Source organism: Elusimicrobiota bacterium (assembly GCA_041660185.1).
In the GTDB taxonomy this organism is placed as follows: Bacteria; Elusimicrobiota; Elusimicrobia; order 2-01-FULL-59-12; family 2-01-FULL-59-12; genus JBAZWU01.
In genome coordinates, this window is the sequence record JBAZWU010000006.1 from 1 (window position 1) to 13,049 (window position 13,049).

Consider the following 13,049-nt stretch of genomic DNA (forward strand, 5'->3'; position numbering starts at 1 on the left):
CACAGCGAACGTCTGGGCGGTGGCGTTTTTGATGCGCTGGCCGTAGGAGCCATTGAGGGTCAGGGTGCTTCCGCCGGTGACAAAGGATCCGCCGATGCTGTTCCATCCGCCGCCGAGCAGAATTCCCTGGCCACCCGCATCGAGGGTGCCGGCGGTGAAGGTCATGGTGGAAGTGACGGTCATGGAATCCTGCAGGGTCCAGTAGCCGCCGGAGCCGCCGAAAGCGACATTGTTAAAGCTGGTTCCTTTGGTGGTGATCTTGAGCCCGGCGTTGGTGCCGCTGAAGGTGACGGTGCTCCCCGCCACAAAGGTGCCGCTGGCGCCGTTGAGCCAGCTGCCGGCGGCGAGCATGTTATAGCCGGCGGTATCGAGGGTACCGGCAGTGATCGTCATGGACGAGGTTAACGTCATGGAGTCGACCATGGTCCAGTAGCCTGTGCCGCTGATGTGGACGCTGCTGAAGGGGCTGCCGTTGGATTGGATCGTATTGGCGACGCCGGTGCCGTTGAAGGTGACGGTGCTGGTCTGGGCGGCGAAGAGGCCGCCGGTGTTGGACCAGGAGCCGGCCACAGCCAGATTCAGATTCGCGGTGTCGAGTTTGCCGGCATTCATGGTCAAAGCGGAGGTGACGGTCATGGAGTCGGCCAGGACCCACGAGCCGGAGCCGTTTACGGTGATGTTGTAGAAAGGTTGGCCGCGCGAGGTGATGGTCTGGTTGGCGGCGCTGCCATTGAAAGTGACGGTGTTCGTGCGAGGCGTGAAAATGCCGCCGGTGTTGAACCAGGTTTTGCTGACACCGATATCGTAGTTATTGGTTGTGGCATCCAGTTCCCCGGCTCCGAGCGTCAGATTCTCGTTGACCGTCAGAGAGCCGCCCAGGATGCTGAAGGTCCCGGCGCCGCTGATGATCAGGTTTCGGTAAGTCCAGGTGGAGAGCACAATAGATGTGCCGGCGCTGTTGTAGACGACGGTGGATCCGGCCTGGTTGTACGGAGCCGAGGTGACGGTATCGGTCCCCATGACGACCAACGCTCCGGCGTTCGTAAAGCTGGATAAGGTGAGCGTATAGCCGGCCAGCGTCATTGTGGAGCCGGACGTGATGGTCAATGTCGAGAGGGACACCGCCTGAGTCAATACCGGCATAAAGGCGGCCGGCGAGATTGTCGCGGCGTCGTTGGTCCCCGGGACAGTCAGGGCATTCCAGTTATTGGGATTCGTCCAGAGGGTGCTGCTCCCCGCTCCGGTCCAGGTGAACTGCCCGAAGTTCCATCGCGAGTTATTTCCGGAGTTCCGGGAGTTCGAGGCATAAATCGTGTTGAGGGTGGCGCTGGAATCCTGCACATCGACGAATGAAACATTTTCTGACGTCGTGTTCGTCAGCTTCCAGACCGTGCCGTTGGTGGTGGAGCGCAGCGTGATGATCTGCGCGGCGGAGCCGGTGAGCGTGAGATTGGCGATCGTGTAGCTCGAGCCCGCGTTGAAATAGACGGTCATCGCGCCGACATCCGCCGCGTCAACGATCAGGCGGTTTGCCGTAAAGCTCGAGACGAAGATCACCCCGCCGGGGGTTGTGTTGGAGTCGAGCAGGACCGCGAACGTCTGGCCGGTGGCGTTTTTGATTCGTTGGCCGTAATATCCGTTGAAGGTCAGCGTGCTTCCATTGGCGACAAAAGCGCCCGCGGTGCTGTTCCATCCCCCGCCAAGCAGTATTCCCTGGCCATTGGCATCGAGGGTGCCGGCGGTGAAGGTCATGGTGGAGGTGACGGTCATGGAATCCTGCATCGTCCAGTAGCCGCCGGAGCCGCTGAAAGCGACGTTGTTGAAGCTGGTCCCTTTGGTGGTGATCTTGAGGCCTGCGTTGGTGCCGTTGAAGGTGACGGTGCTGCCGGCGACGAAGACGCCGCTCGTGCCGGTCAGCCAGCTCCCGCCTACGGCCACATTGAGACCGGAGGTGTCCAGGGTGCCGGCGGTGATCGTCATGGTGGAGGTCACCGTCATCGAGTCCGCCAGCGCCCAGTAGCCTGCGCCGTTGATCTGCACGTTGCCGAAAGGATTGCCGTTCGATTGGATCGTGTTGTCCGCGCGAGTGCCATTAAACGTGACGGTACTCTGCTGCGGCAGATAGGTTCCGCCGCTGTTGGTCCAGTTGGCCGCTACCCCTATCGTATAGTTGTTGGCGGTTGCATCGAGCGTCCCGGCGTTCAGAGTCAGATTCTCATTGATTGTCAGAGAACCGCCCTGGATGGAGAACGTTCCACCGTTTCCATCAATAATCAGGTTGCGGTAGGTCCAGGTGGAAAGCACGATGGAAGCCCCGCTGCTGTTATAGGTTACGGAGGAGCCTGCCAGATTGTTGGGCGCCGGGATAACGGTTTCAGCGCCGCGCAGCGCCAGCGTTCCCGCGTTGGTAAAGCTCGAAAGGGTCAGGTTGAACCCGCTGAGCGTGACGGTGGATCCGGCGTTAATCGTCAAGCTGGAAATCGATACGGCCGCTGTCAGCGCCGGCATGTTGGTCGCGGTGGAGACGATCAAAGCGGAGTCCTGGGAGGCTGGAATCCCTTTGTCCCAGTTCCGGGCGTTCATCCAGTCCGTGCTGATGCTCCCCCACCAGGTCTTGCGCTGGCCCGAAGCCCCGGTAAAGTTCCAGTTCTTGTTGTTGTCGGTATCGGACGAGTTGGCGGCCGTAATCTGGTTCCCGGGACGGGCGTCGGAATCCCGGGCATCCGCGTAAGAAACGCTGTTGGTGCCGGTATTGTTCAGCAGCCAGCTTGTGCCGTTGGTTGTGGAGCGCAGGCAGACCAGCTTGCCGTTGGCGCCGGTGAGCGACAGATTACTGATCGTGAAGGTGGCTCCGGCCAGGAAGTAAACAGTCGTCGCATTATTCAGTCCTGTTGCCGAGCCGTTGATGATCAGTTGGGCCGCCGAGAAACTCGAGAGGAAAATGACTCCTCCTGCCGCCGTATTCGAATCCACCAGGACGTTGAGGGATTGTCCGCTGGTATTGATTTTTTGGGCAACGGCGCCGTTCAGCGTTAACGTGCTTCCGTTCACGGCGAAAACCCCGCCGTTATTAAACCATCCGCCTCCCAGCAAAATATTAAAGTTGGACGCCGACGTGTCCAGACTTCCGGAGGTGATCGTCATCGTCGACGTCACGGTCATGGAATCCTGCATGACCCAGGATCCGGTCCCGTCCGCGCTGTTGATCTGGACGTTGCTGAAGGGGCTGCCGTTCGATTGGATCGTGTTGCCCGCGCCTGTGCCGTTAAAGGTCACGGTGCTGGAACGGGCGGTAAACAATCCACCGCTGTTGGTCCAGTTCTTGGTCACGCCGATCCCGTAATTGCTGGTGGTCGCGTCCAGCTTCCCGGCGGTCAGCGTTATCGTCTCATTCACCGTCAAAGAACCGCCCTGGATGTTGAAGGTCCCGGTGCCGCTGATGTTCAGGTTGCGGTAAGTCCAGGTCGAGAGCACGATGGAGGTCCCGGCGCTGTTGTAGGTCACGTTGGATCCCGTCAAGTTGCTGGGCGCGCTGGTCACCGTTTCTGTACCAACCATGACCAATGTCCCCGCGTTCGTGAAGCTGGAAACCGTCAAGCTGTTGCCTCCCAGGGTCAGGGTGGCGCCGTTATTGATCGTGACCACGGAGGCGCTCAAGGCATCCGTCGGCGTCCAGTTGCCGCCGGTCCCGCTGAAGGCGATGCCTCTGAAGGGATTCCCCGCCGAACCAATGGTGCGGCCCGGGTTCGTGGAGGTAAATGTCACGGTGGAGCTTCCCAGGGTGAAACTCGCGCCGCCGCCGGTCAACCAGTGGCCGCCGACCGTCATTAAGGAGTTGTTCATCGCGAGAGCCGATTGACCGCCCTGGATAGAGACGTTGCCCGTGACAGCCACGGCATTGTTGCCGGATCCGACGTTAACATTTCCGGCGCTGATGGTCAGGTTTTCGTTGATGGCCCAGCTGGAGGCGCTGGTCAGGTTGAGCGTCTCGCACCCGGCGTTGAACACCAGATTGCGGTAGGTCCAGGTCGAAAAGACCAGGAACGTATTGCAGGACCCGCTGTCGCTGTAGGTGATCGTTGAACCGGTCTTATTAAAGGTCGTTGGGTTGGGGAACGATACCGATTCGTTGCCGTAGAGGGCCATAGTCCCGTAGTTGGTCACGCTGTTGCTGACCGTCAGGTTCTTCCCGTTTAACGACAGCGTCGCAGCTCCGGGGAGAATCGTCAGATATCGGATCGACGCATCAGCGGTCAAAGCGGGCTGAGTCGTTGCTGTTGAAAGGATAATAACGGTGTCCTGAGCGCCCGGGATCCCCCAATCCCAGTTCAATCCGTTCTGCCAGTCGTTCTGGTCCCCGGACACCGCCCCGCCGAACCAGGTCTTTGTTTTCTGTGTTCCCACCGCCCCGAAATACCAGTTCCGGTTGTTGCCGGAATCTGTTGAAGGGGGAACCGCCACAATCTGTTTTCCAAGCCGGGCATCGGAATCCTGCGCGTCGACGTATATGACGTTGTTGGCCCACGTATTATTGAGATACCAGTGCTGGCCTGAGGCGGTCGATCGCAGCGTGACTATCTGGCCGCTGTCGCCGATCAGCGTCAGGTTGGCGATGGTATAGGTGGATCCCGCTTTAAAATATAAGGAAGCGGCGCTGAGATCGCCTGCATTGACGTACAGCTGCGTGGCAGAGAAGCTCGATGGGAAGACCACGCCGCCGGCGGTGGTATTGGAATCAATCAAGACGCCGAAGGCCTGTCCCCTGTTGTCGATGATCTGGCGGCTGGTCCCGCTCAGGGTCAAGGTGCTTCCCGCCGCGGTAAAGAGCCCTCCGGTGTTGGCCCATCCCCCTCCTATCCCAATGGCCTGGCTGCTTCCCGCATTCAGCGTGCCGGCGGTCAGCGTCATGGTGGAGGTCACCGTCATGGAGTCTTGCAGGATCCAGGAGCCGGTGCCGTTAAACGTCACGTTGTTGAAGGCCTGGCCGCGCGAGGTAATCGTCTGGTTGGTGGTGCTGCCATTAAAGGTTACGGTGCTGGTGTTGGCCACAAAGATACCGCCGTTATTGAGCCACGTTTTGGCTACGGCGAGGTTGAAGTTGGAGGCGGACGTGTCGAGTGTCCCGTTGGTGAGGGTCAGGTTGCTCAGAACGGTCATGGAATCGGCCAAAACCCAGGAGCCGCTGCCGGTAAAGGAAATATTATTGAAGGCGGAACCATTGGACCGGATCTGCTGCGCATCGCCGGCGGTAAACGTCACGGTATTGGTACGGGGGTTGAAGGATCCGCTCGTATTCGTCCAGCTTCCGCTCACTGTCAGGCTCAAGTTGTTGCTGTCCAGCGCGCCCTGCGTGAGGGTCACGTTCGCCGCTGTCAAGGCGTCCTGGAGGACCCACGCGCCGCCTGATCCATTAAAGAGCACGTCAGCAAAGCTGTTCCCATTCGACCGGATCGTGTGCCCGGCTGTGGTGGCGTTAAAGGTCACGGAACTGGCGTTGACCGTAAACGTTCCGCCGTTATTGATCCAGTTGGAACTGACCGTGACGGCATAATTGGACTCGGTGGTATTCAGCGTCCCGGCTGAAAGCGTGAGGTTCTCCTTGATGGTCAGGTTCCCGGCCGCGTTGAACGTCCCTCCGCTGCCATTGATGATCAGGTTCTGATAGGTCCAGCTGGAGAGCACCGGGCTCTCGCCGGAGCGGGCGGTATAGGTAATGGTGGAGCCGCTCAGGCTGAGCGGGATGGAGCCAACCTGCTCCGTTCCTTTAAATAGGAAGTTGCCGGCGTTGGTGAAACTGCTCAGCATGAGGTCGAATCCGTTCAGCGTTACGCTGGAGCCCGCGATAATGGTCAACGTGGAGATTGTCACGTTCTGTGTCAGGGTCGGCATGCGCGCCGCGTTAGCGATGATGGCCGCGTCTTTTGTGCCGGGAACGGTCCTGGAGTTCCAGTTGAGAGGGTTCGACCAATTCGTGTTGATCCCGCCCGTCCAAACGAACTGTCCAAAATTCCAGTTGTAGTTGTTGGTGGAATCCTTTGAATTGGTGGCGTAAATGGGATTCGCGGATGAGCTGGCGCTGGAATCTCTCACATCGACAAACGAAACGGTTTCAGAACCGGTATTCTTCAGCCACCAGACATTGCCGTTGGTGCGGGAACGCAACGTCACCGATTGGCCATCGCCGCCAGTCAGGGCCAGGTTGGCGATGGTGTAGCTGGAGCCGGCATTGAAATAGAGGGCCATGGCGCTGCCCAGTCCCGCCCCATCGGCGGTCAGGCTGGTGGCGGTAAAGCTCGAAAGGAAGGTGATTCCGTTCGCGGAGGTGTTGGAGTCAACCAGAACGCCAAAGGATTGGTTGTTGTTATTGATCATTTGGGCGGCAGAGCCGTTGAAGGTAATGGTGCTGTTCCGGACCAGCAGTGTGCCGCCGTTGGTGAGCCAGCCCCCGCTCACCAAAAGGTTGCAGCTGTTGCTGCCGCAGGCCGACGCGCTGGTGTTGGTGTCCAGGGTGCCCTGCGTGAGAGTCATGGTGGACGTCACGGTCATGGAATCCTGCAGGACCCAGGAGCCGGAGCCGTTGAACTGAATATGATTAAACGGATTGCCGCCGGATTGAATGGCTATGTTTGACGCGCTGCCTGTGAAAACAACGGTCGAGGCGTTCGCATTGAATAACCCTGCGGAATCGGTCCAGGCGCCTCCAACGGTCATGGACGATGTGTTCAAGGTCAGCGTCCCCTCGCTGTTGGGCAACAAGACGTTTTTGGCCACGGCGACGCTGTAATTGCTGGCGGTGGTATCGAGCGTCCCGGCTAATACGGACAGCGACTCGTTGATGTTGAGTCCGCCTCCGGCGTTGAACGTTCCGTCGCTGCCGTTGATGAGGAGGTTGCGGTACGTCCAGCTGGACATGACCATGGACGTCCCGCTGGCGTTGTTGTAGGTCACGCTTGATCCGGTCAGAAGGTTGGGCCTGATGGTCCCGAACTGGGTGACCGTTTCAGTCCCCCTCATGACCAGGTGGCCGCCGAGGGTAAGGCTGGAAACCGTGACCCCCAGCCCCGCCAATTCCAGTGTATTGCCCGTATTGATCGTCATGGTGGATACGGTCATGGAGTCCAGCAAAGTCCAGTAGCCTGTGCCGTTGAAAATCGCATTATTAAATTTCTTCCCGTTCGATTCGATGGCCAGGCCCGTGGATGTTCCGGTGAAGGCGGTGGTCGTGATCCGGGCCACGTAAGTCCCGCCGGTATTGAGCCAGGATCCACCGAGACTGATGTCTCTGTTTGAGCCGCTGTCCAGCGTCCCGGCGGCGATGGTCATAGTAGACGTCACGGTCATGGAATCCTGCATCGTCCAATAGCCGGAGCCGGTGACGGCGACGTTGTTAAAGCGGTGGCCGCGGGAGGTGATCTTCTGCGCGGTGGTCGTGCCGTTGAAGGAAACGGTGCTGGCGTTCGCGACAAAGGTGCCGCCGTTATTGAGCCAGGTTCCGGCTACCGAAATATCATTGCTGCCGGTGTTGAGCGTCCCATTGGTGATGGTCATGGTAGACGCGACCGTCATAGAGTCTCGCATCGTCCAGTAGCCGGAGCCGTTGAATGTGATGTTGGAGAAATTGTTGCCGTTGGTTGCAATGGCCTGCCCGGAGCTCGAGCCGTTGAAGGTGACAGTGCTTGCGCAGGCATTGAAAGATCCGCCGGCGTTGATCCAGCTCTTTCCCACCGCGATGTTGCTGGCGGTGCCGCCGCAGCTCCCGCCTGAGCCTGTCGCGGAGGTGTCCAGGGTGCCCCCATCCGTGGTCAGATTGCCAACCACGGTCATGGAGCTCATCAGGTTCCAGTAAGCGTTCGATCCGCTTCCGTTGATGTACAAATTGTAAAAGTTCTTGCCGTTGGAGCGGATCCGCTGGCCGCTGAGGTTGCCCGTGAATGTCACGGTGCTTGTCTGGGGGATGAACGACCCGCCGGTGTTCATCCAACTGGCACCCGAGCCGCTACCCGCGCTTCCCCCAATAACCATGTTGCAGCTTGCGCTTGCTCCGCCAAAAGTACAGTTGCCAGCTGAAGCATCCAATGTTCCCGCGCCAATGGTCAGGAGCCCCGTCACCGTCATGGTGTCCTGAAGGGTCCAGTAGCCGCCGCCTCCGTTGACATACAGGTTGTAAAAATCGCTGCCATAGGTTGTGATCGTGTTGCCAGTTGCTGTGCCGTTCAAGGTAACCGTACTTTTGTTGGCTGTGAAGAAGGCGTTGGCGCTGTTCAGCAGCCAGCTGCCTCCGACCGTCACATCGCAACCGGCGGTAGGACATGTCGTCGTAATGGAGTCCACTGTGTCCAGAGTACCTTGGGTGATAGTGAGGTTACGCGTCACCGTCAGGGGGTCATACAGAAGCCAGGTCGAGCCCAGCTGATTCAGTTGCAGATCGTAGAAACTTTTGCCATTCGAGCGGATGATGTTGCTTGAGCCGGTGCCGTCCATGAGTACTTTGGCGGTTCCAGGAGTAAAAAGCCCGCCTGAGATCTGGAAATTGCCGTCAAATTGAGAAAGAGACCCTGAATTCGTCAACGTGAGAGCGCCGGCGTCCATGGAGAAATTTCCCTCGACCAGCAGGGATCCGCCGGATTGGATTGTGACCGAGGCGGCGGAGATGGCGAAATCGGAAGCCGCATCAATTGAACCGCCGCTGGCAACGGTAAAGGCTCCGCTGTTAAAAGAAGAACTGCCTGACGTGTCAGAATTCATCGTAAAAGCAGCTGAAATATTAAAAATAGTTGCGACGTTTGGAGAGAGACTCACGTTGCCGGTAACGGTCAGGTTGTTTGAAATAGTCCATGTCCCGTTACTGTTTACTGCCACGGAGAGCTGGGCGATGGTTATGGGTACATTAATCGTGTATCTGCGATTGGTGCTAACCGTGGCCGTATCCGTGGGGTCACTTGCGCCGGGGTAAGTCCCCCCGCAGCTGGTCCAGGCAGCCGTGTTGTTCCAGTTGACGGCCCCTGTTCCAGTTGAAGCGCAGGCATTGCCTGCATACACCCGGGTGGTCATAGAGAGGCAGAGGAGCAGAACACTACCCTGCAGGAGAATGGCGCGCATCAGATTGCGCTGTTTAGCGCCCATTCGCCCCCCCCTTGTTTCGGGAGCCGCTGCAGATGCCGGAGTGTGCCGGATGCGTCAAAGCCGGGTCTGTGTAGAGTGTGTCATCGGTGCCCAGGTAGAAGCGCAGAAGGCCTTCGCTTGGGATCGTCATTTCAGGCAAGGCATACGTGTAAAGCTGGTAGTCGGCCTTGATCACCAGATAATCGCCTTTTCGAATGACCAGGCTGTCTTTCCCTGCTGGTAGAGCCGCTATCGTGATGGCGAGCGGGCGCCGGGGGGACGGCTGCAGGGTTTTTCCCGGGCGAATCGATTTTGGGTAATTCCCGTACGATCCGAGGAATTCGATATCCAAGGGCTTTGGGTCCGCCGCGGCCTGGAGGCCTTCCAGCACAACAACCCCGAGAACCGATTGGATGTGGGGAACAACCGCCGCGCCTTCCGAGCCAACCAGCGCCATCGCTGTGGGCTGGTTCTTTGCCCATTGGCAATTGTCCGAGATATGCATTTTCTGGCGGGTGGCCGGTTCCTGGCTGTGATTCAGATCAAATTTGAGTTCCTTGGCGAAAGACGGCAGAGTGGGGAGAGCGAGGTAAATAAATGCGAGGGGCGCCACCGCCAACGACCCGCGGTGCCAGCGCGCTATAAGAAATTGCGGAAGCGCAGGCAGCAGGCGCCCCCTACTATATTTACGCGCGCGCGCACGCGCGAAAAATAAAACTCCCTCGCTTCTGATGGATTGAAAAACGTCCATTGCTTCTCCCGATTTTTGAAATGATTACCCGTGACCGAACAGCTGAGCCTCCCCGTTAGGCAAAAAATACGGGGCGACAGGAAAGATTAACAGCGGAGATTGAGCTTTAGAACGGACCTTTCAAGGCAGAAATTTTGCGAGAGGAGAATACCGATCAAAATCCCGACGGAAATTGTTATCCACAGGTTATGAACATTGTGCACAACACGTCTTTTTGATGATAAGAACGCCTCATCAAGAACCTTTAAAACAGGAGCCATAAAATCAACAAACAGGTTGTTAAATAGACGTGAAAATAACGAGGCTGATTCAGCTGTTTCGCGCCAGGAATGAAGCGGCGCTACCACCGCCAGATTGAATAGATTTTCCATGAAGAGCATGGATAAAATCCGCTGATTTTCAACGCTTTTCAGCGGCCGGTTTTGAGTGTCTCTGGCATCCAGGTTTGAGAAATCAAGATCAGCGATCGGAAGGAAAGCAGAGGCATAAGAAATCCCTTTTGTTGGCGCCGTCTGGAGAGATTGGACCCCCTCCCAAAGGCCAGCAAAAGGGACAAATAGTAACAGAGATATAGCGAACTTCTTTAATTTCATTCGAATTCGGTAACCCCGCTGCCCCCGCGAACAACGCAGGGGCCGGAAGCTTTGCGCCCCGTTTCAGATGTTCATTTGAAACGGGCGGCCACCATCCGCCGGTAGCCGTCGCCAGCTTACGCTGACTTTGCCTTTATCGTTCTCGACGGTAGTTTCATGAAACCCAACCGCCGGCACTAGTCAAAGATCAGACTCCTTAAAGGGAACCGGCTCGCACAGTCTCGGGGAATCCGAGGGGTGGCCGGTTCGTTAGTGCGAGTCTAGCCCCGACTCTTTGGACTGTCAAGGATTAATCGATACTGTAAATTAATATGAATTTGAAAGATGTGATCCTAGTTAAACCCGACTGGAAAAGAAGAAAAGATGTTTTTGAGATGCAGCTTGCCTAAGCAATTTTATGACTTGAGGAATTTCGCCTTATTGATCTCCCTTAAAGGGCAACAGGGGACGTAGTTGCCTTGTTGCCTTTCAGTTTGTTTCAGGTTTCAGGGGACGTAGTTGCAACTTTGCATGGTCGTTTATCTGGCAATGTGCAATCATGCAAAGTTGCAACTACGTCCCCTGATGATGAAAATATGCAAGCATGGGAACTAAATTACTCTATTTGTAGATAATTTTTATTGTTTCTGCGCGCGGCGTTCTGCGTCTACAAAGGCTTTTAGTTCATCAAATATAGCTGATTTATTATAAAGGTATCCATTGGAACCGTTCCAGTGTTGGACGTATTGCGATTGGACATCATAATAGGCGGGAATAACAGCCGGGCGGTTTTCAAACGGTGTTCGAAAAACGTCACTGGACACTTCCGACAGCGTCACCGGTTCGGTGGCGATGTTGATGACCTTCATGGAATACGTAATCACCTTCTTCAAGTCATCCCATAAATGATTGATGGGATAGAACTGGAACTGGCTGTCGGCATGAAGTTTTTGGAGTTGATTGCGATGAATCAAATCAAAAATCGCATTGCTTTTGAGCCCGAGCCCGAAAAGTTCCGGCAGACGAACAATACATCGGTCAAAATGTTCCGCGACAAACCGTTCCAGCTGCCAGCGATGACGCCCATAAGGAGTCGCCTTTTCCGAATTTACGTTTGATTCTTCATCGACTTTCCAAGGGTCCGGATAAACCTCGATGGTTGAAATGAGAATAAGCCGGCGGGCACTCACGTCCTTCAGGCAATCCATCAAGTGCTCGAGATTGGTCTTATCCGCTTCGGGATTCTGGTTGGCCCTCCATTTATCCGCCGGCGCTCCGGCGCAGACCACCAGGTCGAAGCGTTGGCCTCGAATGGATTCGATATTGTTCGAATTGTAAAGGGCCCCAAAGCTCGCCTGGCGCAGGAGATGGCTGCCGATAAATCCGGTATGTCCGATAAGGGCATTGACCATAGGTCTTAAGACGCGCCGGTCGGCGCGTCTTCCGGGTGCCAACGTTCCAGCTGTTCGACGACCACCTGTTCAGCCTGCTCGGGCAGGATGTTCTTCATGCAGACATTGTTTCCCTGACAAATGGGCCGCGTCAGCCCGTAGTAATTCAGGCAGGGGCTGCATTCCACCCGCGCATAGAGAATCCGGTGCCGGGGCCCTTTGGGGCTGAATAGATTCACCGGAGCCGGGCCGAAGAACGAAACCGTGGGCAGCTCGACAGATTCAGCGAAATGAAGCGGACCGCTGTCATTGCTGATGAGAAGCGCGCTGCGTCTCATGAGCGCGGCCATCTGATAGAGTGAAAATCCTGCGGCATTCAGAATCCGAAATTTATCTTCAATCGACTGAAGTGTTTCATCGACGTAAGCCTTTTCCTTCGGTGCCCCCACAAACAGGAACCAGACATCCGTATACCGTTTTCTCAGGGCTTGGACCAACTCGCGGTAGTACGCGGCCGGCCACCGTCGTTCCAGGCAAAGATCGCCGGCGTGGATGTTGACCAGAATAAGCCGGGCGTCTGATGGAACCGCCTGTTGTGACAGGAAAGAGACGACGAACGATTCGTCCTCCGCGTTATAGCGCATGGGGCTGAGTAAGAGGTCGGTCGTGTCCGCGCCGATGGCGCGCACCTGAGAGACAAAGTTTTCAGTCACATGGCGGTAATGATTGAAATAAACCGGATGGGTCAAGAGTGATCCACGAAAAACCAGGGGCGAGCGAAAACCAACGATATGACAGGCTCCGGAGAGAAAAGCCAGCACGACTGAAAACTTGGAGAAAAATTCAAAATCAAAAGCGACCACATACCCCTGCCGCCAGCTGTGAAAGAGAAAGACCACCGTGTCATAGCCAAACACCCAAAGATTGGCCGTGCGCAAGGAATGGATTTCGTCAAAAATCCGTAGATTGTCCGCCATGTGCCGGGCGTTCCGGAAAGTCACCAGATGGAGTCTGGCTCCCGGGAATTGGGAGCGGACGGCCCGCACCGCCGGGGTGGCCAGAAGGATGGAACCAATCCCCATCATTTTGATGAACAGAATGTCAGACTTTTCTTCGACTTGTAAGACCGCCGGCCGCAAGATGTGCCGTCCGATCCAGGCCAAGGGGGTCAACAAGACACACAGTGGAATGCCGACCAGCAGGTCGATCCATTTCATGGTCAGAATGTTCATT

5 protein-coding genes and 1 riboswitch are annotated in these 13,049 nt (G+C 56.7%); all 5 genes read right to left on the reverse strand.

Annotation, left to right across the window (positions count from 1 at the left end):
• The coding region (locus tag WC859_05915; GenBank protein ID MFA5975688.1) for a hypothetical protein at positions 1–9,123 on the reverse strand (9,123 nt) is incomplete at its 3' end.
• Entirely contained in the window at positions 9,113–9,715 is a 603-nt protein-coding gene (locus WC859_05920) for a hypothetical protein (GenBank protein ID MFA5975689.1), read from the reverse strand. The genes WC859_05920 and WC859_05915, both read right to left, overlap by 11 nt.
• 224 nt (positions 9,716–9,939) lie before the next feature.
• Positions 9,940–10,446 (reverse strand): hypothetical protein, encoded by a 507-nt coding sequence (locus tag WC859_05925; protein ID MFA5975690.1) that lies wholly within the window; start codon positions 10,444–10,446, stop codon positions 9,940–9,942.
• Between the two features lie 5 nt (positions 10,447–10,451).
• Positions 10,452–10,588, reverse strand: a riboswitch (cyclic di-GMP riboswitch).
• Positions 10,589–11,063: 475 nt separating this feature from the next.
• Entirely contained in the window at positions 11,064–11,837 is a 774-nt protein-coding gene (locus WC859_05930; GenBank protein MFA5975691.1) for an NAD-dependent epimerase/dehydratase family protein, read from the reverse strand.
• 5 nt (positions 11,838–11,842) lie between these two features.
• Positions 11,843–13,048, reverse strand: coding sequence for a glycosyltransferase family 9 protein (locus tag WC859_05935; protein MFA5975692.1), 1,206 nt, complete (start codon positions 13,046–13,048; stop codon positions 11,843–11,845).
• Between the last annotated feature and the right edge of the window lies 1 nt (position 13,049).